This window comes from Microbacterium sp. PI-SA-G, from assembly GCF_057215335.1.
Genome location: NZ_CM170103.1, coordinates 245715 through 269604, shown reverse-complemented (window position 1 = coordinate 269604; position 23890 = coordinate 245715). Strand labels below are relative to the sequence as shown.

The 23890-nt window shown below is 68.0% G+C and carries 22 protein-coding genes; 12 read left to right on the top strand and 10 right to left on the bottom strand.

The window, feature by feature from the left end:
* Position 1 precedes the first annotated feature (1 nt).
* From AC2D10_RS01385 to rpsT, 5 genes are all read left to right on the top strand, one after another.
* The gene (locus AC2D10_RS01385) at positions 2 to 931 is read left to right on the top strand and encodes an ABC transporter permease (RefSeq protein WP_484709996.1); all 930 of its coding nucleotides are present in this window, start codon (positions 2 to 4) and stop codon (positions 929 to 931) included.
* Positions 928 to 2868: an ABC transporter ATP-binding protein gene (locus AC2D10_RS01380; protein WP_484709995.1), complete on the top strand. Its 1941-nt coding sequence runs from the start codon at positions 928 to 930 to the stop codon at positions 2866 to 2868. The genes AC2D10_RS01385 and AC2D10_RS01380 overlap by 4 nt, the downstream gene beginning before the upstream one ends.
* A 115-nt stretch (positions 2869 to 2983) precedes the next feature.
* Positions 2984 to 4699, top strand: coding sequence for an ABC transporter family substrate-binding protein (locus tag AC2D10_RS01375; protein ID WP_484709994.1), 1716 nt, complete (start codon positions 2984 to 2986; stop codon positions 4697 to 4699).
* Positions 4700 to 4766: 67 nt separating this feature from the next.
* Positions 4767 to 5501 carry an alpha/beta fold hydrolase gene (locus AC2D10_RS01370; RefSeq protein ID WP_484709993.1) on the top strand — a complete coding sequence of 245 codons (735 nt, stop codon included), beginning with the start codon at positions 4767 to 4769 and terminating at the stop codon, positions 5499 to 5501.
* Positions 5502 to 5661: 160 nt separating this feature from the next.
* Positions 5662 to 5922 carry a 30S ribosomal protein S20 gene (gene rpsT, locus AC2D10_RS01365; protein ID WP_484709992.1) on the top strand — a complete coding sequence of 87 codons (261 nt, stop codon included), beginning with the start codon at positions 5662 to 5664 and terminating at the stop codon, positions 5920 to 5922.
* Between the two features lie 92 nt (positions 5923 to 6014).
* On the opposite strand, the gene holA is transcribed toward rpsT, so the two are convergent.
* From holA to AC2D10_RS01345, 4 genes are all read right to left on the bottom strand, one after another.
* Positions 6015 to 7061, bottom strand: coding sequence for a DNA polymerase III subunit delta (holA, locus tag AC2D10_RS01360; protein WP_484709991.1), 1047 nt, complete (start codon positions 7059 to 7061; stop codon positions 6015 to 6017).
* 9 nt (positions 7062 to 7070) lie between these two features.
* The gene (locus AC2D10_RS01355; protein WP_484709990.1) at positions 7071 to 9422 is read right to left on the bottom strand and encodes a ComEC/Rec2 family competence protein; all 2352 of its coding nucleotides are present in this window, start codon (positions 9420 to 9422) and stop codon (positions 7071 to 7073) included.
* 155 nt (positions 9423 to 9577) lie between these two features.
* A complete protein-coding gene (locus tag AC2D10_RS01350; protein WP_484709989.1) occupies positions 9578 to 9718 on the bottom strand; it encodes a hypothetical protein in 141 nt (46 codons plus the stop codon).
* Between the two features lie 132 nt (positions 9719 to 9850).
* Positions 9851 to 10489: a phosphotransferase gene (locus tag AC2D10_RS01345; RefSeq protein ID WP_484709988.1), complete on the bottom strand. Its 639-nt coding sequence runs from the start codon at positions 10487 to 10489 to the stop codon at positions 9851 to 9853.
* A gap of 214 nt (positions 10490 to 10703) precedes the next feature.
* On the opposite strand from AC2D10_RS01345, the gene AC2D10_RS01340 reads away from it, so the two are divergent.
* Positions 10704 to 11321: a hypothetical protein gene (locus tag AC2D10_RS01340; protein WP_484709987.1), complete on the top strand. Its 618-nt coding sequence runs from the start codon at positions 10704 to 10706 to the stop codon at positions 11319 to 11321.
* Positions 11322 to 11568: 247 nt separating this feature from the next.
* On the opposite strand, the gene AC2D10_RS01335 is transcribed toward AC2D10_RS01340, so the two are convergent.
* Positions 11569 to 12033, bottom strand: coding sequence for a MarR family winged helix-turn-helix transcriptional regulator (locus tag AC2D10_RS01335; protein WP_484709986.1), 465 nt, complete (start codon positions 12031 to 12033; stop codon positions 11569 to 11571).
* A 67-nt stretch (positions 12034 to 12100) separates the two neighbouring features.
* Here AC2D10_RS01335 and AC2D10_RS01330 point away from each other — a divergent pair, with 67 nt between their 5' ends.
* Positions 12101 to 12469 carry a VOC family protein gene (locus AC2D10_RS01330; protein WP_484709985.1) on the top strand — a complete coding sequence of 123 codons (369 nt, stop codon included), beginning with the start codon at positions 12101 to 12103 and terminating at the stop codon, positions 12467 to 12469.
* Positions 12470 to 12508: 39 nt separating this feature from the next.
* Here AC2D10_RS01330 and AC2D10_RS01325 read toward each other — a convergent pair whose 3' ends face one another.
* From AC2D10_RS01325 to AC2D10_RS01315, 3 genes are all read right to left on the bottom strand, one after another.
* Positions 12509 to 13126 (bottom strand): helix-hairpin-helix domain-containing protein, encoded by a 618-nt coding sequence (locus tag AC2D10_RS01325; protein WP_484709984.1) that lies wholly within the window; start codon positions 13124 to 13126, stop codon positions 12509 to 12511.
* 117 nt (positions 13127 to 13243) lie between these two features.
* The gene (locus AC2D10_RS01320) at positions 13244 to 14554 is read right to left on the bottom strand and encodes an ABC transporter permease (RefSeq protein ID WP_484709983.1); all 1311 of its coding nucleotides are present in this window, start codon (positions 14552 to 14554) and stop codon (positions 13244 to 13246) included.
* Positions 14551 to 15249, bottom strand: coding sequence for an ABC transporter ATP-binding protein (locus AC2D10_RS01315; RefSeq protein ID WP_484709982.1), 699 nt, complete (start codon positions 15247 to 15249; stop codon positions 14551 to 14553). The genes AC2D10_RS01320 and AC2D10_RS01315 overlap by 4 nt, the downstream gene beginning before the upstream one ends.
* A gap of 168 nt (positions 15250 to 15417) precedes the next feature.
* Between AC2D10_RS01315 and AC2D10_RS01310 the strand changes: the two genes are divergently transcribed.
* Both AC2D10_RS01310 and AC2D10_RS01305 read left to right on the top strand, forming a co-directional pair.
* The gene (locus tag AC2D10_RS01310) at positions 15418 to 16608 is read left to right on the top strand and encodes a sensor histidine kinase (protein ID WP_484709981.1); all 1191 of its coding nucleotides are present in this window, start codon (positions 15418 to 15420) and stop codon (positions 16606 to 16608) included.
* Positions 16605 to 17282, top strand: coding sequence for a response regulator transcription factor (locus AC2D10_RS01305; protein WP_484709980.1), 678 nt, complete (start codon positions 16605 to 16607; stop codon positions 17280 to 17282). The genes AC2D10_RS01310 and AC2D10_RS01305 overlap by 4 nt, the downstream gene beginning before the upstream one ends.
* A 63-nt stretch (positions 17283 to 17345) precedes the next feature.
* Here the strand turns inward: AC2D10_RS01305 and leuS are convergent, their stop codons facing one another.
* Together leuS and AC2D10_RS01295 are read right to left on the bottom strand one after the other, a co-directional pair.
* Positions 17346 to 19931, bottom strand: a complete 2586-nt coding sequence (gene leuS / locus AC2D10_RS01300; RefSeq protein ID WP_484709979.1) for a leucine--tRNA ligase — start codon at positions 19929 to 19931, stop codon at positions 17346 to 17348.
* A gap of 23 nt (positions 19932 to 19954) precedes the next feature.
* Complete coding sequence (locus tag AC2D10_RS01295; protein ID WP_484709978.1) at positions 19955 to 21268, bottom strand: anthranilate synthase component I family protein; 1314 nt, start codon at positions 21266 to 21268, stop codon at positions 19955 to 19957.
* A gap of 41 nt (positions 21269 to 21309) precedes the next feature.
* Here AC2D10_RS01295 and AC2D10_RS01290 point away from each other — a divergent pair, with 41 nt between their 5' ends.
* Genes AC2D10_RS01290 through AC2D10_RS01280 form a run of 3 tightly spaced genes read left to right on the top strand, consistent with a single transcriptional unit; the run spans position 21310 to position 23879 of the window.
* Entirely contained in the window at positions 21310 to 21981 is a 672-nt protein-coding gene (locus AC2D10_RS01290; RefSeq protein WP_484709977.1) for a DedA family protein, read from the top strand.
* A 4-nt stretch (positions 21982 to 21985) separates the two neighbouring features.
* Positions 21986 to 23008, top strand: a complete 1023-nt coding sequence (locus AC2D10_RS01285) for an App1 family protein phosphatidate phosphatase (RefSeq protein ID WP_484709976.1) — start codon at positions 21986 to 21988, stop codon at positions 23006 to 23008.
* Position 23009: 1 nt separating this feature from the next.
* Positions 23010 to 23879: a 3-methyladenine DNA glycosylase gene (locus tag AC2D10_RS01280; protein WP_484709975.1), complete on the top strand. Its 870-nt coding sequence runs from the start codon at positions 23010 to 23012 to the stop codon at positions 23877 to 23879.
* Positions 23880 to 23890 lie beyond the last annotated feature (11 nt).

Here is a 23890-nt window from a genome sequence, read left to right as displayed (position 1 = left end):
CATGAGCACCGAAATGATCGACCCCACGATCCACCCTCAGGCTGCGACGGCTGCACCTCTCATCGCTCAGCGCAAGCGCATGTCGGTGTTCTCGCTCTACTACCGGCGGTTCATGCGCAACCGCCCCGCGGTCTTCGGCGTCTTCGTCTTCATCGCTCTCGTGCTGTTCTCGATCATCGGCCCGATGGTGGCGAAGTACGACCACATCTATCTCGACTTCCTGAACCTCGGCACCGGGCCTTCGGCTGAGCATTGGTTCGGGACCACACCTGCGGGCAACGACCTGTTCGCCCAGGTCTCGATCGGTCTGCAGCGCTCGCTCATGATCGCGGTCACGGTCTCGGTCGGTACCACGGCGATCTCGGCGATCGTCGGCACCGCCGCCGCCTATTTCGGCGGCCGCCTTGAGCGCGGGACGCTCCTGGTCATCCACTTCCTGATGGTGATCCCGACGTTCCTGATCCTCGCTCTCGTGTCGAACAGCGCGGGTGGCGACTGGCGGGTCATCGCGCTCGCGCTCATCTTCGTGGGCTGGTTCTTCCAGGCGCGCGTGATCTGGACCATGGCGCTGTCGCTGCGAGAGCGGGAGTACGTGCACGCGGCGCGCTACATGGGCGTGCGGGGCATGAAGATCGTCATGCGGCACCTGCTGCCGAACATCGGCTCCCTGCTTGTCATCAACTTCACCCTGGGTGTGGTGGCTGCCGTCATCACCGAGACGGGGCTGTCGTTCATCGGCTTCGGGGTGAAGATCCCGGACGTCTCCCTGGGTTCGCTGATCGGCAGCGGCGCCAACACCATCACCAGCGCGCCGTGGGTCTTCTACTTCCCTGCGGCCGCCCTCACGCTGCTCACCGTCTCGATGGCCCTCGTGGCCGACGGTCTGCGCGATGCCCTCGATCCCACCTCGGCGGCAGGAGGCCGCGCATGAGCAATCCAGCCACCACAGTCCTCTCCGTCCGTGACCTCCATGTCAGCTTCCCGTCTGAGGCGGGTCGAGTCGACGCCGTGCGCGGCGTCTCGTTCGATCTCGAGGCGGGAAAGACGCTCGGCATCGTGGGTGAGTCGGGCTCCGGAAAGTCCGTGACCTCGCTGGCCATCATGGGCCTGCTCGACGACAATGCGAAGGTCACCGGATCGATCGTCTTCGACGGGCAGGAACTGCTCGGAAAGACCGACAAGCAGATGTCGATGATCCGCGGCAACGGCATGACGATGGTCTTCCAGGATCCGCTGACCTCCTTGACGCCCGTGTTCACCATCGGCGACCAGCTCGTCGAGGCGCTCACCGTGCACCGGAAGCTCTCGAAGCGGGAGTCCTGGGAGCGGTCGGTCGAGCTCCTCGGACTGGTCGGGATCCCCGAGCCGGAGAAGCGGATGAAGTCCTTCCCGCACGAGTTTTCGGGGGGCATGCGACAGCGCGTGGTGATCGCCATCGCGATGGCGAACAACCCGAAGCTGATCATCTGCGATGAGCCCACCACCGCACTCGACGTGACGATCCAGGCGCAGATCCTCGACCTCATCGAGAAGGCGCAGTCCGAGACCGGCGCGGCCGTGATCATGATCACGCACGACTTGGGCGTGGTCGCCCGCACGGCCGACGACGTCATCGTGATGTACGCCGGAAAGCCGGTCGAGCACGCCGAGTCGCGCGAGCTCTTCCACCGGACGCGGATGCCGTACTCGATCGGTCTGCTCGGCGCGATCCCGCGCGTGGACAAGGCCGAGAAGCAGCCGCTCATCCCGATCAAGGGAAACCCGCCGCTTCTCATCGGCCTGCCGGACGCGTGCCCGTTCGCCGACCGCTGCCCGATCGTGATGGACGCGTGCCTCACCCGTGAGCCCGAGCTGCTGCCGGTGGCGACAGGCACCTCGACCTCGCATACCGCCGCCTGCATCCGGTCGCATGAGATCGAGGACGGCGGGCTCATCGGCGGGCTGCCGGTCTACCCCGTTCCCCCGGTGCCCGAGAGCGACCTCACCCGTACGCCGCGCGAGCAGCGTGCGATCACGCTCGAGGTCCGCAACATGAACAAGACCTTCCCGCTGATGAAGGGCGCGGTCTTCAAGCGCAAGGTCGGCGAGGTGCACGCCGTCAAGGGCATCAGCTTCGACGTGCGCGAGGGCGAGACGATGGCGATCGTGGGCGAGTCCGGCTCCGGCAAGACGACCACACTGCTGCAGATCATGGACTTCGAGAAGCAGGAGGACGGCGACATCGTCATCGCCGGCACCCGCGTCGGTGACATCACCAGCGGCCGTCAGGAGCGTGCTCTGCGCCGCGACATCCAGATCGTCTTCCAGGACCCGATGGCGGCACTCGACCCGCGTATGACCGTCGCCGACATCATCGCGGAACCGATGGTCGCGATCGGCGTGTCACGGGCCGACTCCCACCGTCGCGTGCAGGAGCTGATGGATCTCGTCGGGCTCAACCCCGCCCATCTCGACCGCTTCCCCAGCGCGTTCTCCGGAGGCCAGCGCCAGCGCATCGGCATCGCCCGTGCACTGTCGACGAATCCGAAGATCGTCGTCCTCGACGAGCCCGTGTCGGCCCTCGACGTCTCGATCCAGGCCGGCATCATCAACCTGCTCGACGAGCTGAAGGTCAAGCTCGGCCTGTCGTACCTCTTCGTCGCGCACGACCTGTCTGTGGTCCGCCACATCGCCGACCGTGTCGCCGTGATGTACCTTGGCGAGTTCGTGGAGCACGGCGACGTCGACGACGTCTTCGACTCCCCGCAGCATCCGTACACCCAGGCGCTGCTCTCTGCGATCCCCGTCCCTGACCCCGACATCGAGCGCACGCGTCAGCGCGTGGTGTTCGACGCCGACACGATGACGACTCGACCTCTCGCGTCCTGAGCGCCCCGGTCACCGATATATAACGGTTAGCCCCTATTCACTCGCACCTCGCGCCTTTCGCGCTCAAGCGAACTAATCTCCCCATATGAACACGCCGAAAGGCGAAAGGAGCACCATGAAAGGCACCACGAAGCTGACGAGCGTCATCGCTCTCAGCGGCGCCCTCGCACTCGTTATCAGCGGTTGTGCGGCGGGCGGCAATGGAAACAGCGGAACCGATGGCGGCAACGAGCCCCAGGAGACCAAGTCTGCGGATTACAACCCGCAGCCCCGCGAGAACCTGCAGGAGGGTGGCGAGGTTCACTTCGGCATCAACGAGGTCACGCCGCAGATGAACCCGTTCAACGGGAACGCCAGCGCCGATACGACGCGTCTTGCCCACTGGTACAACCCGCAGGTGTTCCTGATGGATCCGGAGGGCAACGTCACTGCGAACCCCGCCTACCTCGACGAGTGGGACATCACCACCGAGGACGGCAAGTCCGTCATCACGATGAAGGTCAACGAGAAGGCGGTCTGGAACGACGGCACTCCGATCGACTACACCGCGTTCGAGACCACCTGGAAGGCCAACAGCGGCGAGGACGAGGCCTATGAGGCCAGCGCGACGGACGGCTACAAGGAGATCGAGTCGGTGACGAAGGGCGAGACCGACAAGGACGTCATCGTCACCTTCAAGGGCGAGTTCGCCTGGCCGAGCATGCCGTTCCTGACCGGAATCCTGAACCCCGCGGTCAATTCGCCGGAGGTCTTCAACACGGCCTACATCGAGAACGCGCACCCTGAATGGGGCGCCGGACCGTACAAGCTCACCGAATTCGACCTGAACGGCCAGTCGGTCACGTTCGAGCCGAACGAGAACTGGTGGGGCGACAAGCCGCTGCTCGACAAGGTCACCTTCACGGGCCTCGATGCCGCCGCCTCGATCAACGCGTTCAAGAACGGCGAGATCGACATGGTCGGCACCAACACCAAGGACCGCCTCGCGCAGGTCGCCGACATGGAAGACGTCGTCACCTACCGCTCGCAGCAGACCGCCAAGACCATCGTGATCCTCGACGCCGAGAAGCCGGCGCTGCAGGACATCGCGGTGCGTGAGGCGTTCTTCATGGCGATCGACATCGATCAGCAGAAGCAGATCGCCTGGAACGGTCTCGGCTACGAAGAGGCCGCCGCAGGGTCGCTCAACATGTACGACTTCCAGGAAGGCTACGCGGACTCGTTCGCCGAGGCCGGCCTGAAGTTCGACGTGGACGGTGCGAAGAAGCTGCTCGACGATGCCGGCTGGACCGAAGGCGAAGACGGCATCCGCGAGAAGGACGGCGAGAAGCTCTCGATCGTCTACCCCGTGCACAGCGACGACCCCACGATCGAGGCCCTCGCGAAGGCCCTTCAGCAGCAGCAGAAGGCCATCGGCGTCGACCTGCAGATCGAGAAGCGCGCACCCGCGGACTTCTCGACCGACTTCAGCACGAAGAACTGGGATGCGTTCTCGCTGCGCTTCACCGATTCCGACCCGTTCGGCCCGCTGTACTTCTGCCAGCTGTACTGCAGCGACAGCAGCCTGAACCTCTCCGGCACCGGCACTCCCGAGATCGACGAGAAGATCAAGGACCAGGTCGAGTCGCAGACGACGGCTGAGGACTGGACCGCAGCGACGATGAAGCTCGAGCCCGAGATCATCGCCGAGACGTGGGGCGTCATCCCGCTCTACAACGGCCCCTCGATCTACACGGTCAAGGAAGGTCTCGCCAACCTCACCCCCGAGCCCTACGTGGGCCTCGACCTCTTCGGCGTCTCGCCGGTGGAGAACGTGGGCTGGGAGAAGTAAGCACTTCCGTCACATCTGAGCGGGGTCGGTGGTTCATCCACCGGCCCCGCTCTTTTATGCTGAAGCCATGAGCGCGCAGATCGTCCTCGTGCACGGCATCCGCACGTCTGCCACGATGTTCCGCTCCCAGGTCGAGTACCTGCGCGAAAACGGCTACGCGTGCACGGCGCTGGACCTGCCCGGCCACGGCACCCGCATGGACGAGGACTTCACCGTCCAGGGCGCGCTGCACACGATCGATCAGGCCGTTCGGGCAGCAGCCGAGCGGGGGCCGGTGCTGCTGGTCGGGCACTCGATGGGCGGGCTGCTCTCACTCGCGTATGCCGGCGCGCCGGATCGGCCGCCCCTCGCGGGGCTGGTGGCGACCGCGTGCACCTCGCTCCCCCGCGGCGCCGGACTGGCCGCGTACCGCATGCTGTTCCGCGCCGTCGATGCCCTGCCGGGACGCGGCCTGTGGATCACACGCGCGATGCTCGCTGCCACGATCCCCCTTGAGACACGCGGCGACTTCGCGGCAGGCGGGTACGCACTCGACACGCAGGATCTGGCGCTGCGCAGTCTGGCGAGCCTCGACATCGCCGCCGCCGTGGAACGGATCGACGTGCCGCTGTGGTTCGTGAACGGTCAGTACGACCAGCTGCGCGCCAACGAGAAGTTGTTCTGTCGCCTGGCACCGCACGCTGAGCTGATCATCGTGCCGCGCGCGACGCACCTGGTGACGACGATGCGTCCGCACGCGTTCAACGCCGTGCTGCAGCTCGCGATCGCGACCGTGGAGGCCGGTGCCGCGATCCGCGACTGACCGGAAGAGGGACGATTCCTCGCCCGTTTCGCGTGATCCGGTGCACTGCTGGTAGAGTTGGTTCTTGGCTTGCGTGTGGGTTCTTCCCTCACGATCGCTGAGCAGCAGCCCTCTTCTGCTGCCGGCATTTCCATCACTCCTGTACAGAAAGCGTCCACACGTGGCAAACATCAAGTCGCAGATCAAGCGCAACAAGACCAACATCAAGGCGAACGAGCGCAACAAGGCCGTCAAGAGCGAGCTCAAGACGCTCATCCGCTCGACGCGTGCCGCTGTCACCGCCGGCGACAAGTCCGCTGCGGAGAAGACCTTCAAGAAGGCAGCCGTCAAGCTCGACAAGGCCGTCAGCAAGGGTGTCCTGCACAAGAACCAGGCGTCGAACCGCAAGTCGGCTCTCGCCAAGCACGTCGCGTCTCTCTGAGTCGCAGTTTCTGAGAAAGGCCCGCTCCGTTTCGGAGCGGGCCTTCTTCGTGTGCGCGGCGAGTGCCTGCGGATGCGAGTGCCGGGAAGGCGTCAGCGGGGCTCTTCGCCGAAGGGTTGCCGAGTGGCGATGACGGTGACCATGCGCTCGAGGGCGAAGATAGGGTCGCGCGCGGCGCCCTTCACCTCGGCGTCTGCCCGCGCGGTCGCCTGCACGGCCATCCCGAGCGAGCGCTCGTTCCAGCCGGCCAGGTCGCGGCGGGCGCGGTCGACCTGCCAGTCCTTCATGCCCAGGCGCTGCGCCAGCTGACGGCTGGGTTCGCGGTTGCCGGCCACCCGCGCCATGGTGCGAAGCTTCATGGCGAACGCGGCGACCATCGGCACCGGGTCTGCGCCCGAGGCCAGCGCGTGCCGCAAAGCGATCAGCGCCTCTCCGTAGCGGCCGGCGATGGCGGTGTCGGCGACCACGAAGGCTGAGACCTCGACGCGGCCGCCGTAGTACTTGGTGACGACCTCTTCAGTGATGTCGCCCTCGACGTCGCCGATCAGCTGCTGGCAGGCCGCCGCCAGCTCCGTCAGATCGTCGGCAAATGCTGAGACGAGGGCGCGCAGGGCAGCGGGAGCGATGCGCTTCTTCGCTGTGCGGAACTCACCCGCCGCGAAGTCGGCACGGTCGCTGTCGCGTTTGATCGCCACGCAGGCGATCTCGATGCCGCCGCCCGTGCCGGCACGAACCGCGTCGAGCAGCTTTTTGCCGCGGACGCTCGCGCCGTTGTGCCGGAGGATGACCGTCGCGCCGTCCTGCGGGTGGTCGAGGTAGGAGACGGCTTCACTGATGAAGGCGTCGGAGCACTTCTCGACCCCCGAGACGCGCACGAGACGCGGCTCGCCGAAGAGCGACGGCGACGTGAGCGCGAGCAGAGTGCCCGGGGCGTAGTCGTCGGCACGCACATCGGTGACTTCGAGGGCCGGATCCTCGGCGCGCAGGTAGTCGCGCACACCGGCGATGGCACGTTCGGCGCAGACCTCTTCGGGGCCGGAGACGAGCACGATGGGAGCAGGCCGCGGGTCGCGCCAGGAGACCTGGGGAACCTTCGTGGGCTTGGCTCCGCCACGGGACGAGGAACGTGGAGCAGCCATGGGTCAAGACTACCCGGGGGCACCGACGCTCGACTCTGTCCAGACCTGCAGTTCCCCCTTCGTGAGGCCGATCAGGATGCGTCCCTGCTGGTCGGTGCGGAAGTCCTGCGCGCCCGACGTCGCCAGCAGATCGAGCGTCTCCTGACGAGGGTGGCCGTAGTCGTTGCCGGCCCCGGCGCTGAAGACCGCCAGCGTCGGGTGCAGCGTCTCATACAGCGCGGGCTCCTGATCCGCGCTCCCATGATGGGCGACCTTGACGACCGCGTATCGGCCCGTGAAGCGCGTGGAGCGCAGCAGCGCGCGTTGCGGCGCCGCTGAGAGGTCGCCGAGGAAGAGGGAGCGCGGCACTCCTCCCCCGTCGAACTCGACGACGACGCTCGCGTCGTTGCCCGAGGCGAAGGCGGAGGAGCCGCGCTGCGGCCAGAGCACGCGCCAGGAGCTGCCGCCGAGATCTCCGTGCATTCCCGCCGAGGCGTCGGTCACTGTGGCACCGGCCGCGGCGAGTCCGTCGAGCACGTGCTGGTCGGCGGCGTCGCCGGGCGGACCGTGCAGGACGGTGCCGACATGGCCGCGGACGGCGTCGAGTCCGCCGATGTGGTCCATGTCGTAGTGGGTGAGCACGAGCATGTCGATGCGATCGATTCCGAGCGAGCGCAGACAGGCCGCCATCGGTTCGGGCTCGGGTCCGGTGTCGATGACGGCGACCGCGCCTTCCGACCGCACCACCAATCCATCGCCCTGTCCGACGTCGCACGCGGCGATCGCCCAGCTGTCCGGAACGCCTGCGGTGGCGAGAGGGCCGTCGAGCAGAGTCCGGGATATCCCGATGCAGACGACGACGATGAGCACGCCTGCGCTGAGGCGACGAAGGAGCAGCGTCACCGGGCGGCCTCGCGAGGCGCCGGTGATGATGGCACCCTTCGCGCGCGGGCGAACGATGATGATCGCGAGCGACGCACTCACGGCGAGCACGAGCAGAGCGCTGGTGATACCCGCCGGCAGGAGGATCTGGGCGAGAGGGAGGTCAGCGGAGGTCGTGGCCGTCGTGGCGATCCAGGCCGCGGGCAGCCAGGCGGATGCCGCCAGCAGGTCGGCCAGCGCAGGCACCGGGGCCGCAAGGCACGCGAGGAGACCGATCACCGTCGCGATGGGCGCGGCGGGGGCGGCGAGGAGATTCGCTGCGATGCCGATCAGCGACTGCTGCTCGGCGAACAGCGCGATGATCGGTCCGCAGGCGAGTTGAGCGGCGAGAGGGACCGCGATCGCGAGGGCGACGGGCCCGGGCATCCATCGCCGCATGCCGCGGGTCAGCGGTGGCGCCAACAGGATCAGCGCGGCCGAGGCCGCCACGGAGAGCGCGAATCCCGGGGTCGCCGCGAGCCACGGATCGGCGACGAGGATGCCGACCACGCAGAGTGCGAGCATCGCCGCTCCGGCGCGAGGTCTGCCCAGCAGGACGGTGATCATCGCCACGTACGCCACGACGGCAGCCCGGATCACACTCGGCTCGGGGGTGACGAGAACGACGAAGCCCGCCAGTGCCGTCGCAGCCAGGGCCACCCGCATCCCGCGACCCCCGCCGCACAAGGACGTGAGCCAGAACACAGCCCCCACGACGATCGCGCAGTTCGCGCCGGAGACGGCGGTGAGGTGGCTGAGGCCCGTGGAGCGCATGTCGGCGTTCAGGTCGTCGGAGACCGCGCGGGTGTCGCCGACGGCGAGCCCGGGGAGCAGGCCCGCTCCGGGTTCGGGGAGCGTCGTCGACCGGTCGATGAACGCCTGACGTGCGCCAGCCGCGACCCCGAACACACCCTCGGCCGGGTGTGTCACCTCCGCCTCCGACGCGAACACCACCAGGGCGGAACGCTCCCCCGCTTCGGTCGCCTGCGCCTGGCCCAGCACCCGCACGGTCGCTCCGAGATCGAATCCCTCACCCGGGTCCACGCCCAGCCGCACCGGCACCGACACCGGTTCCGGATCGCCGCGGATGCCGATGCTGATCGTCTGCGCCTCGAACCACAGCCGCCCGTCAGCGCCGACGGACGCCGACGAGGTCACGGCCGCCGCGACCTCCACGATCCGCCCCGACGACTCCGCCGCCGCCTCGCGGGCCGGGAGCGCGAGCGTCACCGTGACCGCAGCCGCTGCCATCGACGCCAGCAGCAGCACGATGAGCCCGGCCCAGCGCTGCGGGTGGCGCGCCGCGCGATGACGGACCACCATGACCGCGAGCACCGCGGCCGCGGCGGCTGTGCATCCGACCAGAACCCAGCCCGCTGCGGTCGGCAGGAACACGCACAGCAGAGCAGCCGCCCAGACTCCGACCGCCAACGGCAGCAGCCGCAGATCCTGACGCTTCACGGTGAGGCGCGCCGGTGCGGCGCAGGTCGGCGGTTCAGGGCTTGCTGTGGCATCCCGCAACGTTAGGAGCGCCCCGCGCCGCGCCTCGACCGTGGGAGCACAGGCGGTGGAAATCGCTCACCGGCAGACGTCCTGTGGAGAACGGTACGCCGGGTCTACGGAGTCGCCTCGGGATCAGCAGCAGTGGCGAGTTCTGCATCCAAGGCCCTCAGCCGCTTCAGCTGCGCCCACGGCCAGAAGGCAATCCACCCGATCGAGACGATCGAAGCGCCCATGATCATCGATGCGATATCCATGGCGCCACGCTACAAAAGGCGCAAGGACCCGCGCATCCCTCTTTTGGCGGACATAGGGAGGGTCAACTCGTCAGGTCCATCGCCAATAAGACGAAGGCCGCCTCGATCACGAGGCACCCCGGCACGCCCCTGTCATCCCGTCAGTGCACGCACCCAGACTTCCTGGTGCTCGCCGACGTACCTCACAGCGCCCGCCCAGTGCTCTCCGTGACCGTCGCGGAACATGGTGGCCCACGGCTCATGACCCGACACGGCGGACGTGGTCAGAAGATTCAGCATGGCGGTGGTGCGCGCGAGCATGGCCTCCGGGAGAAGCGCGCGGACCGGGTCTTCGGCTCCGTAGCCCTCGATGAACGCGCGAAGGTTCCCCGCTGCGGACTCGGGCCGCTGAGAGACGTCAGAAAGTGTGAACGCTTGAGCCGCGTACGCGAGATCCCACAAGCGCGTGCTGGGAGCGCTGGCATCCCAGTCGATGAACGACCAGCGCTCGCCGATGACGAGATTCCACGGGGCGAGATCGTTGTGGCACACGAGTTCGTCGGCCGGCGCGGGGATCGCTGTCTGCCAACTCGCCTGTGACGGCGGGAGGTAGTGCGCGCTGGCCTCGTGAATGTCCCGGATCATCGCCCCGACGCGACGCAATTGATCTGTCGTGAGCGGAGCGGCATCGATGGCAAGGACGCCGGGGACGTACTCGATGACCTGCCGACCGTGCTCATCGGAACCGAGGTGCTTCGGAACGTCGATGCCGCGACGCCGGAGAGCGGTCATGTAGTCGGCCACACTCTCCGAGGCCCCCGTCCAAGGTTTGCGGACAGTCGCGCCTACCCGAACCACCGGGCCGCTCGCATTTCCGCCCGTCAAGACCTCGTCAGTCATATCTCGACCGTATCGTCGGCGAGACCGAGCGCGTAGGTATCCGGCGTCGGCTCGGGATCGACGGCGTCATCACGAGCCCGCACATGCTGATGGATACGCTGACCATATGAGCGGTGAGACCGAGCAGTGGGCGTCGACGGGCTGGTACCGCCACGCGCGCGACTTCATTCGCGCATCACATCGGCACCTTCCGATGCTGAGGCCGTTCCTCCCCTTCCGAGACCCGGATCAAGGAGCCGGTTCGGATATCGTCCGGTGGTCGGATCTCGTCGATCTTCAGCAGGGTTCGGCATCCGTCGACTGGTTCGAGGCGACGGCCGCAGTGGCGGACGCAGACCCCTCGGTTCGACGGCTCGTGTCCAGCATGGGCGAGGTGGATGCCGACACCAGCGCGGGTCTGCGAACGGCGATAGGCGCTCTACCGCTCCGGGGCCTGCGGTGGATCGGCTACGGAGACAGTTTCTCAGCCCCACGCACCCGCATCTTCGGCGAGGACTACTTCGAGACCGGTCTGACGGGCAGCGACTTGGCAACGGAGCAGCGCCTTCCCGACTTTGCGTGGGATGCCGAAGGACGGCTCGCCTGGGGCGGTCGGCTCTACCCTGACTCGCTCATCATCGCTGCCGAGCTTCCGATCTTCCGCCGTCTGCACCTCGATACACGGCTGGATACCGTCACGGTTCGCGCTGACACCGACGCACTGCCACCCAGCGCGGGTGACTGATACATGCACGCGGATACATTTCCCGGTAAACTCCCAGCGAAATAGCCTGTCCCCCATTTGGGGGACAAGGGCATCTCCGGATAGTCTTTCTCAAGTGGCTGGGGCCACATCGGAGAAGCGTCTGGGGCGCTGATCCATCGCAGTGAGCAGGACACCACACTCCCCCGGTGGTAGCGCCCTCTCGAGAGCCCGGTTGGGGAACCGACACTCGAGAGGGGCGCCTGTTCGCAGCATCCGACTGCGCGACTCAAGCTTGGTCCACGGCACCTTCGCTCTGCAGTGATCGCACGCATCGTGTGAGCGTCTCGCCGAAGCGTGCCCGCTCGTCGTCGGCGAGAGTCGACACCATACGATCCTCGACGCCGCGCACCGCGGAACTCGCCAGCGCGAGCCTCTCGCGCCCCTTCGCGGTCAGCTCCGTCGGAAGCACGCGGCCGGAGACCGGGGTCGCGGAGCGCACGACGACGCCCTCTTCTTCGAGGGCCTGCAGCAGCACGTTCATCGACTGACGCGTCACAAACGCGCCCCGCGCGAGCTCGGAGTTCGAGAGGCCGGGTCGTTGAGCGAGCAACTCCATACAGGAGTACTGGGTGATCGTCATTCCGAGCGGGCGCAGGACAGCCTCCATCGACACGCGAAGCGCACTCGCCGCCTCTTTGAGGAGGTAACCGAGGGAGGTGTCGAGGTGGATCACCGGGTCAGGTTGACTCATGTCAGTATTCTGACATATAGTCGCAGTGTCAGAAAACTGACACACACTCGACTTCTTATGGAGCGTCATGCCCGAAGCGTTCGGTCCCGGATTCATCTCTCTGCAGGTACGCGACCTCGTCGCCTCCGCCGCCTTCTACGAGAAGCACCTCGGCTTCTCTCGCCAGGCCGGCCCTCCCCATGCAGTCGTGTTCGACACCACCCCTGCAGCGTTCGCCGTGCGCGACGCGGCACCCGGTGTCGACCTCGACTCGGTCTCCCAACTCGGTCTGGGTGTCGGGGTGTGGCTGCACGCGCCGGATGCGCAGGCCATCCACGATGCGCTCGTCGCCGATGGCGTGCGTATCACGTCCGCTCCGATCGACGGCCCGTTCGGACGCACATTCACATTCGCTGACCCTGACGGCTACCAGATCACGCTGCACGACCGGTCCTGATCCCCACGGCCGGTCGCGCCTCCGGATGGAGCCGACGCATCACACGCGCGCTCCGTCTCGGATCGCTTCGAGCAACTTCTCTCCGATGCCGGGCACCGCGAGCAGATCGTCGACCGACTGGAACCGGCCATTCTCTTCCCGCCAGGCGATGATCCGCTCGGCGAGTGCCGGACCGACGCGAGGCAGGGACTCGAGCGCCGCCTGATCGGCCGAGTTCAGGTCGATCAGATCATCGGCCGGGGCGGCCGCGCCGGGTTGGTTCTGCACGGCCCCCAGGACCGGCACGACCACCTGCTCCCCGTCGGCAAGGAGCCTGGCGAGGTTCACCGATGCCAGATCGGCATCGTCGGTCGTTCCGCCCGCAGCCGCCAGAGCATCGACCAGACGCGCGTCGAGATCGAGCACGTAGAGACCCGGATGCTCGACGGCACCGAGCACGTGCACGTAGAGCTCCCCGGCCGGGGCCGCCGATGATCCGCCGTCCGGCAGAGGGACGGTTTCGGTAGGTGCGGCCTGACCCCGCATGATCCCGAGCCCGACGGCTGCCGAGAGGACGACGAGCGCGAGGACGACCGCGGCCCCGATGCTTAACGACAGTCGACGCGGACGCGCCGGCGCCACCGCGTCGGTGGGTGTCGAAGGCGGGTCAGGCGGCATCCCGCCACGCTAAGCCCGCGGCATCCTCCGGCTCGGCCCCTCAGACAGCACCGGTGGAGAAACACCGCGGGGACCGTGATCGTGCAGACACGGTCACGGTCCCCGGATTCCTCGCGGTCACTCGTACCGGAGCGACTCCACCGGGTCTGCCTTCGCAGCGCGTGCGGCGGGCAGCGTGCCCGCCAGGAACGCGATCACCATGACCACGACGATCACGAGGGCGATCGAGGCCGGATCGAACGCGATCAGGGTGAGTCCCGGCAGATCGGCGAGCAACGTACCCGACAGCGAGCCGCTCAACACTGTGCCGGCGACGATCGCCAGCAGCGCGCCGATCGCACTGCCGAGGAATCCGATGAACGCTGCTTCGAGACTGAACAGGCTGAACACCCGCCCGCTGCCCATGCCCATCGCCTTCATCAGACCGATCTCTCGAGTGCGCTCCTGCACGCTCATGAGCAGGGTGTTGACGATGCCGAAGCTCGCCGCCAGCAGGGCGATGATCGCGAAGGCGTTGAGCACCAGCACGATGCCGTCGACGACAGCGGTGAACGCGCCGAGCTGATCGGCGACGGTGGTGCCGGTGTAGCCGGCGTCGGCGAGGCGATTCTTCAGCGCAGAGACGTCGTCTTCCGTCGCGTCCGGGTCGAAGCGCACGCTCGCCTGCGCGTATCGCTCCACCTGGTCTGCCGGCACACCGATGTTCTGCGTCTGGAACAGCTCGTCGGTCAACGCCGCGTTTGGCACGATGCTCGCGCCGGTGGGCGCAGCCAGTCCTTCCTCGGCCACACCGACGATCGTGGCCTCGACCACGTGCTGCACGCGCTGTGCGTCGGTGATGCCGACCATGACGCGCTCCCCCACGGCCGACGCGTCGTCAGCGAAACCGAGCGGCTCGACGTACGACACGGGCAGCACGAGCTGCAGCTCGCTCGAGGCGTCGTCAGGCGCGGCGCCGGCAGACAGCTGCACCGTCTGCCCCTCGACCAGGCTGCCCGCGCTGACAACGAACTTCGCGCCGTCCCCCGCCTGGATGTAGTCCGGCGAGAGCGACTTCGTCGCCTGCACCTCACGCACGCCGTCGATCCCGGCGAGCGTGTCGAGATCGATGGGGGTGAGGGCGACGACCGTCTGTCCGGGTGCTCCGAGTCCTGCGCTCGCGACCGCGTCGGGGTCGTATGCGGCCGGTCCAGAATCTTCCGCACCGCTCCCGGTGGCCTCCTCCGGCGTCGCGGTGACGGTCATCACGTCCGAAGCGCCGACGCCGCTGACCGTGTCGTCGATGTAGGCGTTGATGCCCGTGCCGAGCCCATTGGTGAGGGTCAGGGTGAACGCTCCGACGAAGATCGCGAGGATGGTCAGCAGAGTGCGCGTCTTGGAGCGGAAGGTGTTGGCGATCGCAGAGGCGATCAGGTCCGTGGTCTTCATGCCGCCACCGCCGCGGAGTCCTCGATCAGCTGTCCGTCTCGGATGAGGATGCGACGATCGCAGCGCTCCGCGAGCTCCTCGTCGTGCGTCACCACGATCAGCGTGATGCCGTTCTCCCGGTTGAGGGCGAACAGAATGTCCTCCACGACGCTACCGGTCTGGGTGTCGAGGTTGCCCGTCGGCTCGTCCGCGAAGATGATCCGCGGATTGTTGACCAGGGCGCGGGCGATCACGGTGCGCTGCTTCTGCCCGCCCGAGAGGTCGACCGCCTTGTTCCGGGCTTTGTCGTCGAGCTCGAGCTGCTGCAGAGCGGCCATCCCGCGGCGACGCCGCTCGGCACCGCCGACCCCGGCGATCTTCAACGGCAGGATCACGTTCTCGAGCACCGTCGTCCCCGCGGTGAGGAAGAACTGCTGGAAGACGAACCCGAACGTGCGGTTGCGGGTGCGATTCAGCCGCGCCCCCTTGAGCGTGCGCGTGTCGACGCCCTCCAGTTCGACGGTGCCGGAGGTCGGTGCGTCAAGCAGTGCCAGCACGTGCATGAGGGTCGACTTTCCCGAGCCGCTCTTGCCGACGATCGCGAGGCTCTCGCCCTCACGGATGTCGAGACTCACGCCCTTCAACGCGTCGAAGCGGTTCTGGCCCTTGCCGTAGGACTTGTGCACATCCCGAACCGAGATGATGGGCGTGGTCATGGCTCTCCTCCGTGGTGTCCGGTGCATCCGGGCTGCCACGTTCCACGATCCCCGAGCGGCGCGATCCGCGCGTCCACCGCCGGCGGTGATCGCGGTACTGCGACCGCGGTATCCCGCGGACTGCGCCGGGTGGACGCGAGCGGCGCGGTCACGCGTCAGAATGGGGGAATGTCGGCCCCTGAGCGCACGAGCGCGCGCGTGCATGCGCTCCCCCCGCCGCCGGCCTGGGTGGGCGATCTGATCGCGGCGGCGATCATCGTCATCATCCCGTTCATCCCCTTCCCCGGTCATGAGCGTCTGCCCGAGAACCCGCTGGTGCTCGCCGTGATGCTGGCTCCTGCGGTGCTGCTGCCGTTGCGCCGACGTCGGCCCGTCCTGATCCTCGCGGTGGTGATCGCCCTCTACGGCATCGCCGCACTGATCGGCACCCTGTCGCCCGGCATCATCATCGCGTCGGCCATCGCGATGTTCGGCGTGACCAATCGGCTGCCGCGCCGCGAGGGCGTGATCGTCACGCTCTGCGCAGTGGTGGCGGTGGGACTGCTCAGCCTGTTCGCGGCGCTCGGCGGCGTCTTCGACCCCCGCGTGTTCCAGTTCGTCGTCATGGTGGCCTTCGCAGCGGCCGCGGGTGATGCCACTCGGTCGCGCCGCGAGTACATCGAGGCGGTGACCGAACGAGCCGAGCGCGCGGAGCAGACGCGCGAGTCCGAGGCGCGGCGGCGCGTGACCGAGGAGCGCCTGCGCATCGCCCGCGACCTGCACGACACCGTCGCCCACCAGATCGCCGTGATCAGCCTGAACGCCGGCGTCGCGACCTCGGCGTTCGAGGATCGGCCGGAGAAGGCGCGTGAGGCGTTGGCGTCGATCCGCAGTGCCTCCCGCACGGTGCTGGGCGAGATCGGCGATCTGCTCGAGGTGCTTCGTCGCGACGATGCCCCCGGCGAGCAGTCGTCTTCGCCGCAACTCGGCCTCGATCATCTCGACGACCTGGTCCAGCACTTCCGCGACACCGGGCTCACCACGACCGTGCGCTCCGAGGGCGACGCTGCGGCCATCACCGGTGTGCCGGCTCTGGTCGCCTATCGTGTCGTGCACGAAGCCCTCACGAATGCGCACAAGCACGGCGCCGACCATCAGGCGCACGTGCTGATCACCGTGGCCGACGATCTCGCGTCGATCGTCGTCACGAACCCGCTCCCCGCAGAGCCGCGCAGCGGGAACCCGGGGACAGGCGGCCACGGCCTGATCGGCCTGCGCGAGCGGGTCGCCTCGGTGCGGGGCACCGTCACAGCGGGGATCACCCCGAGCGGCTATCGTCTCGACGTCACTCTCCCGCTCACGAAGGAGGTGGCCCCGTGACCACCGTGCTCATCGTCGACGACCAATCGCTCATCCGCCAGGCCGTCACCGACATCCTCACCGGGCAGCCGGGCATCGAGGTGGTCGGCGAGGCGCGTGACGGCCGTGCGGCAGTGACAGCGGCGCGAGAGCTGCATCCCGACGTCGTGATCATGGACATCCGGATGCCGGATCTCGACGGGATCGGCGCCACGGCGGAGATCTGCGCCGACCCGGCGCTCGGCGACACCCGCGTGCTAATTCTCACCACCTTCGAGGAAGACGAGTACCTCGTGGCGGCGCTGCGCGCGGGCGCGAGCGGCTTCATCGGCAAGGGAGCGGAACCCGACGAGATCGTGCACGCGATCCGCGCCGTGCACGCCGGTGACGCACTTCTGTCGCCCACCGCGACCCGCAACCTCATCACGAAGTACGTCCTCACCCCGCAGGCGTCACCGCGCCCCGTGCTGCCTCTCCCGGACGGACTCGACCAGCTGACCGACCGCGAGAGCGAGGTGCTGCTGCTGGTCGCCCGCGGCCGATCGAACCAGGGCATCGCGGACGACCTCTTCATCTCGCCGCTCACCGCCAAGACACACGTCAACCGCATCATGTCAAAGCTGCACGCCCATGATCGGGCACAGCTCGTGATCCTGGCCTACGAGAGCGGTCTCCTCACCCCCGGCGCCTCCTGAAGATGCCGACGAGGCGGTCGACCCGGATCACACCGGTTCGACCGCCTCGTGCACTCAGTCGCGTCAGCCCTTGACGACGAAGCTGACAATCTTCGGCGCTCGAACGATGACCTTCACGATCTCCTTGTCGCCGATGGCGCGGATGACGCGCTCGTCAGCCCGCGCGAGTGCTTCGAGCTCGGCCTCGCCGATGCGGGCCGGCACCTCGAGCTGCGCGCGCACCTTGCCGCCGATCTGCACGACCGCGGTGACCGAGTCCTCGACCAGCAGTGCTGGGTTCGCGGAGCGCCAGGTGACGAGACCGACGGAGGGCTCGTGACCGAGGATCTCCCACATCTCCTCCGCCGTGTGCGGGGCGATCAGGTCGAGCATGACAGCGACGGTCTCGGCGGCCTCGCGCACAGCGGGGTCAGCGGCACCGGCGGGGCCGTCGATCGTCTTGCGAGTGAGGTTCACCAGTTCCATCAGGCGGGCGACGAGCACGTTGAACTTGGTCTGCTCGACCAGTGCCGGAGCCTCGGCGAGCAGCTTGTGCGTGGCGCGCCGGAGCGCGGCATTGCCACCGTCGAAGATCACATCGACCGTGCTGGAGACCTCGTTCGCGATGCGCAGCGCGCGGGCGAGGAACTTCTGCGCGCCCGTCGTCGACACATCGGCCCAGTCCTTGTCGTCCTCGACGGGGCCCGCGAAGGCGAGGCCGACACGCAGCGCGTCAGCGCCGTGTGCGCTCAGCTCTTCTTCGAACAGCACGAGGTTGCCCTTGCTCTTCGACATCTTCGTGCCGTTGAGGATGACCATGCCCTGGTTGATGAGGTTGGAGAACGGCTCGGTGAAGTCGATCAGCCCCATGTCGAAGAGCACCTTGGTGATGAAGCGCGCATACAGCAGGTGCAGGATGGCGTGCTCGACGCCGCCGATGTACGAATCCACCGGAGCCCAGCGATCGGCCTGAGCGGGCTCGAAGGCGACCGTGTCGCTGTTCGGCGACAGGAACCGCAGGAAGTACCACGAGCTGTCGACGAACGTGTCCATCGTGTCGGGGTCGCGCAGCACCGGGTCGCCCGATGCCGGGTCGGTCGTGCGCACCCAGCTCTCGGCACCGCCCAGCGGCGACGTGCCCTTGGGAGCCAGGTCGAGTCCCTCGACACTCGGCAGCTTCACCGGCAGCTGGTCCTCGGGGACCGGGATGATCCGGCCGTCCTCGGCGTGCAACATCGGGATCGGCGTGCCCCAGAAGCGCTGGCGCGAGATCAGCCAGTCACGCAGACGGTAGTTCTTCGCGGCGCGCCCGGTACCGGATGCCTCGAGCTGAGCGATTGCGCGGGCGATGGCATTGCGCTTGGACAGCCCGTTCAGATCACCCGAGTTGATCATGCGACCCTCGCCCGTGAGGGCGACGCCGGTGGATGCCGGGTTCTGCTCGTCGAGCGCGCCGTCGGGATCGATCGGCACACCGTCCTCATCGACCTCGATCACGGGCATCGCGCCGGTGATGGGCGCGGTGGTGTCGACGACGACCTTGACCGGCAGGTCGAAGGCGCGCGCGAAGTCGAGGTCGCGCTGGTCGTGAGCGGGCACAGCCATGACCGCGCCGTGACCGTAGTCGGCGAGCACGTAGTCGGCCGCCCAGACCGGCAGCTTCTCGCCGTTGACCGGGTTGATCGCGTAGCGCTCCAGGAAGATGCCGGTCTTCGGGCGGTCGGTGGACTGCCGGTCGATGTCGGATTCCTTCTGCACCTGCGTCAGGTAGTCCTGGAAGCGCTGGCGCACCTCGGCAGGCGCGTCGGCGGCGAGCTCGGATGCCAGGTCGGAGTCCGGGGCGACGACGAAGAACGTCGCGCCGTGCAGCGTGTCGGGGCGCGTCGAGAACACCGTGACCGGCTCCTCGCGACCTTCGATGCGGAAGTCGACGTCGGCGCCGATGGAGCGACCGATCCAGTTGCGCTGCATCTGGAGCACCTTGTGCGGCCAGAACCCCTCGAGCTGGTTCAGGTCGTCGAGCAGACGGTCGGCGTAGTCGGTGATGCGGAAGTACCACTGCGTGAGCTTCTTCTTCACGACCTCGTGACCGCACCGCTCGCAGCGGCCGTCGACGACCTGCTCGTTCGCCAGCACGGTCTGGTCGTTGGGGCACCAGTTGACAGCGCTCTTCTTGCGATACGCGAGCCCGCGCTCATGCAGCTTCAGGAAGAGCCACTGGTTCCAGCGGTAGTACTCCGGGTCGGACGTGTGCAGCACGCGGCTCCAGTCGAACGAGACGCCGTACGACCGGAACGCGTCCTTCTGCTGGGCGATGTTCGAGTAGGTCCACTCCCGCGGGTCGGCCCCGCGGCGGATGGCGGCGTTCTCGGCGGGCAGGCCGAACGAGTCCCACCCGATGGGGTTGAGGACGTTGTGGCCGCGGTGGCGCCAGAAGCGCGCGACGATGTCGGAGTAGAGGTAGTTCTCGGCATGCCCCATGTGCAGGTCGCCGGAGGGGTACGGGAACATCGCGAGCACGTAGCGCCGCGGGCGGGTGTCGTCGTCGCCGCCGGTGAGGAAGGTCTCGTTCTCTGCCCAGTACTTCTGCCATTTGGCCTGGATGGCATGCGCCGACGACGTCTCGTCCTCGGCATGAGTTGTGGACAGGTTCTCAGACAACGAACACACGACCAATCTGAAGGAAAAGGGGATCAGTTCAGGATATCGGAACGCCAGAGCACCGGCAGGACGGCGCCGAGCGCGGCCAGCGGGGCGCGGGCCTTGGTCGCGACCTCGGCCACTTCGGCCCTCGCATCGGAGCCCCAGGTGATGCCGCCGCCCGCGCCCACCACCGCGTGGTCCGATTCGACGACGATGCTGCGGATGACCATCGCGAGGTCGACCACACCGTCTGCGCCGATGTACCCGAAGCATCCGGCGTAGATGCCGCGAGGCGCCCCCTCGAGCGCGTGCAGCCGGGTCATGGCCGACAGCTTCGGCGCCCCGGTCATGCTGCCGGCGGGGAAGGTCGCCTCGAGAAGCGCGCCGACCGTCGTGCCGGCGGCGGCCGTGCCGCTGACCGTGCTCACCAGCTGATGCACCGCGGGGTAGCTCTCGACCATCCACAGCCCCTCGACGCGGATGGACCCCGGCACGCACACCCGCGAGAGGTCGTTGCGCATCAGGTCGACGATCATGACGTTCTCGGCGCGCTCCTTCGGGTCGGCGGCGAGCTCTGCGGCGAGCGCGGCATCGGCCTCGGGGGTCTCTCCGCGGGGACGTGTGCCCTTGATGGGGCGGGTGCGGATGACTCCGCCTGCGGCGTGGAGGAACTGTTCGGGACTGGCGCTCAGGAGCGCGCGGTCGCCGATGCGTACGAAGCCGCCGTGGTGGGCGGGGGTCGCGGCGCGCAGGCGCAGGTAGGCGGCGACGGCGTCGTGGCGTCCGGGCACGGTGAAGCGGGTGGTGAGGCACAGCTGGTAGGCGATGCCGGCGCGGATCAGCGCGCGGCAGTCCGCGATGAGGGCGGCGTACTCGTCGGGCGAGTGGCGGCCCTTCGCCGCCTGCGGGGTTGGCGTGTCGGGCAGCAGAGTGGGCGCCGACGCAGCGGCCGCGTTGCTCACCAGGTCCGCCCAGTCGTCGAGCTCTGCGGCGTCGGCGAGCACCCAGGCGCGGGCACGGCCGTGGTCGAACGCGACCATCCTGGTCACCCGCATCCACGACGCCCGAAGGTCGGGCTCCGCGGCGACCGGCGCTCCTGCGGCTCGGGCGCCGCTCTCGTAGTCGTGCCAGCCGACCCACCCACCGCGGAACGGGGGGTGCTCGTCATCCACCGCCTGCGCATCGATGCGCACCGCGACGGGAAGGGTCGAAGTCTCCCCCGTGCCGATCACGCTCCACCCCTCCGTGGCATCCGCACCCGCATCGAGCCAGAACACCTCAGAACTGCGCGTCTCGAGCATCCGGAACACCGCGAGGGGATCCACCCCGGCGGGCAGCATTCGGGCGCTCAACAGATCAGGCACCTGCTCAGCCTAGGACCGCTCCGCTCCCGTATTCTCAAGGGGTGGATGACCTGCTGCTGTGGATGTTCGACTTCGTGCAGTCCATCGATCCGGTCACCCGCACTCTGATCGCCGGATTCGCGGTCCTGCTCGAGACCAGCGTCCTGATCGGTCTGATCGTTCCCGGCGACACCATCGTCATCATCGCCTCCATGGGAGTGGCCTCTCCTCTCGAGGGCGTGGCCATGGTCGCCGCGGTGGTGGTCGGGGCGCTGATCGGCGAGAGCATCGGTTTCGTGCTCGGACGCTGGCTGGGTCCCCGCATCCGGCACTCCTGGCTCGGACGCCGGATCGGCGAGCACAACTGGGTGCGCGCGGAGCGCTACCTGCAGCGCCGCGGCGGAGTGGCCATCTTCCTCTCCCGCTTCCTGCCTGTCCTCCACTCCCTGGTCCCCCTCACCGTCGGCATGAGCAACTACTCGTACCGACGCTTTCTCGCGTGGACGGCCCCGGCCTGTCTGCTCTGGGCCACCGCCTACGTGTCGGTGACGTCTCTCGCCGCCGGCGGCTTTCGCGAGCTCGTCGACCGTGTGCACTTCGCCGGCTACATCTTCGTCGGGGTCATCGCGCTGTTCCTGGTGCTGATCTTCCTCGGCAAGAAGCTGCTCACCCGCCTCGAATCCCGTCATCTCGACGCTCCGGACACACAGCTCGAGAGCGACGTGAAAGACTGAAGCAATGGCTTCCGCACCCCCGGCGCCCCGAATCCACTGGTTCGCGCGTCTCGAACATCGCTTCCACGTGTGGCGTGAGGGTCGAGCGCGCCGCCACGGCCGCAACGCCACCATCGTCCCCTTCCCCGGATACGGCGGACCCGGCTGGGTGCGCGTCGTCGGTCGAGTGCTGATCGTCCCGCCGCAGCGGCGCACGAAAGACGGCGAGCTCGCGAGCGTTAGGGGATGGCGCAGCTTCATGGGGATCCCGGTCAGCTTTGCCGCGGTCGACGTGTTCATCGGCGACGAGACCCACCGCGTGGTCGCCGACCGCGGCGGCGTGATCGACACCCGCATCTCCGCTCACCTCGAACCCGGCTGGCAGACCTTCCGCATGTCCGTCGACGGCGAGGAGCCGGTTGAGGCGCGCGTGTTCATCGTCGCCGAGACCACCCGGTTCGGCGTGTTGTCCGACGTCGACGACACAGTGATGGTCACCGCCCTCCCCCGCCCGTTCATCGCGGCGTGGAACTCGTTCGTGCTCGACGAGCATGCGCGCATCCCCGTGCCCGGCATGGCGGTGCTGCTCGACCAGCTGCTGCGCGAGCACCCCGGCTCTCCGATGGTCTACCTGTCGACCGGCGCCTGGAACGTGGCGCCGACGCTCGCACGCTTCCTCGGTCGACACCTGTTCCCCGCCGGATCCCTGCTTCTCACCGACTGGGGTCCCACACACGACCGTTGGTTCCGCAGCGGACGGGACCACAAGCTCACCAACCTGCGCCGACTGGCCACCGAGTTCCCTGACGTGAAGTGGCTGCTGATCGGCGACGACGGCCAGCACGACGAGTCGATCTACACGCAGTTCTTGGAGGAGCACCCCGACGCGGTGGCCGGCGTCGCCATCCGACGACTGCTGCCCGCCGAAGCCGTCATGGCCGGTGGACGCGCCGAGCACGAGCCGCACTCATCTGCCACCCCGTGGGTGAGCGCCGAGGACGGCGCGGGGCTGCGTGATCGACTCGGTGAAGTCGGCATCCTCTCCTGAGATGACCGCACTGACACGGGGCGACTGGCTCACTCGCGAGCAGGCGCATCACGAGCGCGCCGATGCCCTCACCGCCGCACATCGCGATCGTGCGGGCCGGCACGAGAAGCATCCGGTCTGGGACTTCCTGTTCTCGTACTACAGCTACAAGCCCGCACAGCTGCGTCGGTGGCACCCCGGCGCGGGCATCGAGCTGGAGCAGGCGCCGGAACGCAGGGGCTGGCGCTGGTACTCCCCCGGCTCTTCGCCGGATGCCGTCGTCCCCGACGCCGTCGCCTTCGGCACCGAGAAGTCCGATCTCGCCGGCCTCATCGAACGGATGCTGCGCCGCACCGCCTCGCGTCCCGGGCAGTTCGGCTGCTTCGGGCTGCACGAGTGGGCCATGGTGTACCGCGCCGATGAACACCGGCACTCGGTCCCGCTGCGTCTCGGCCAGGCGGGCACCGACGCGGTCGTCGAGAACCATGACCTGCGCTGCACGCACTTCGACGCGTTCCGTTTCTTCACGCCCGAGGCGGTGCCACGCAACCGGTCAGCCCTCACCCGCGAGGAGCAGCCCCTCTTCGAGCAGCCCGGGTGCCTGCACGCCGGCATGGACCTGTACAAGTGGGCGACGAAGCTCGGCCCGCTCGTCCCGGGTGAACTGCTGTTGGACGCCTTCGAACTGGCGCGTGACATTCGCCTGCTCGACATGCAGGCCGCGCCCTACGACCTGAGCGCGTGGGACGTGGTGCCGGTGGCGATCGAGACCGCCGAGGGCAAAGCGGAGTACGTGCGTCAGCAGCGCGGGTTCGCCGAACGCGGTGCCCACCTGCGTGCCGCACTGCTGCAGGCCTGGCGCGGCGAATCCGTGCGGTCGAACGCCGCCTGATCCAACGCCGC

Coding starts and splice junctions, on each gene's coding strand:
- holA (WP_484709991.1), bottom strand. CDS start 7,061: ATGGCTGCTCCACGTTCCTCGTCCCGTGGCGGAGCCAAGCCCACGAAG.
- AC2D10_RS01310 (WP_484709981.1), top strand. CDS start 15,418: ATGTCGGCCCCTGAGCGCACGAGCGCGCGCGTGCATGCGCTCCCCCCG.
- AC2D10_RS01370 (WP_484709993.1), top strand. CDS start 4,767: ATGAGCGCGCAGATCGTCCTCGTGCACGGCATCCGCACGTCTGCCACG.
- AC2D10_RS01335 (WP_484709986.1), bottom strand. CDS start 12,033: ATGAGTCAACCTGACCCGGTGATCCACCTCGACACCTCCCTCGGTTAC.
- AC2D10_RS01315 (WP_484709982.1), bottom strand. CDS start 15,249: ATGACCACGCCCATCATCTCGGTTCGGGATGTGCACAAGTCCTACGGC.
- AC2D10_RS01350 (WP_484709989.1), bottom strand. CDS start 9,718: ATGGATATCGCATCGATGATCATGGGCGCTTCGATCGTCTCGATCGGG.
- AC2D10_RS01330 (WP_484709985.1), top strand. CDS start 12,101: ATGCCCGAAGCGTTCGGTCCCGGATTCATCTCTCTGCAGGTACGCGAC.
- AC2D10_RS01340 (WP_484709987.1), top strand. CDS start 10,704: ATGAGCGGTGAGACCGAGCAGTGGGCGTCGACGGGCTGGTACCGCCAC.
- AC2D10_RS01325 (WP_484709984.1), bottom strand. CDS start 13,126: ATGCCGCCTGACCCGCCTTCGACACCCACCGACGCGGTGGCGCCGGCG.
- AC2D10_RS01375 (WP_484709994.1), top strand. CDS start 2,984: ATGAAAGGCACCACGAAGCTGACGAGCGTCATCGCTCTCAGCGGCGCC.
- AC2D10_RS01280 (WP_484709975.1), top strand. CDS start 23,010: ATGACCGCACTGACACGGGGCGACTGGCTCACTCGCGAGCAGGCGCAT.
- AC2D10_RS01380 (WP_484709995.1), top strand. CDS start 928: ATGAGCAATCCAGCCACCACAGTCCTCTCCGTCCGTGACCTCCATGTC.
- AC2D10_RS01385 (WP_484709996.1), top strand. CDS start 2: ATGAGCACCGAAATGATCGACCCCACGATCCACCCTCAGGCTGCGACG.
- AC2D10_RS01345 (WP_484709988.1), bottom strand. CDS start 10,489: ATGACCGCTCTCCGGCGTCGCGGCATCGACGTTCCGAAGCACCTCGGT.
- AC2D10_RS01285 (WP_484709976.1), top strand. CDS start 21,986: ATGGCTTCCGCACCCCCGGCGCCCCGAATCCACTGGTTCGCGCGTCTC.
- AC2D10_RS01320 (WP_484709983.1), bottom strand. CDS start 14,554: ATGAAGACCACGGACCTGATCGCCTCTGCGATCGCCAACACCTTCCGC.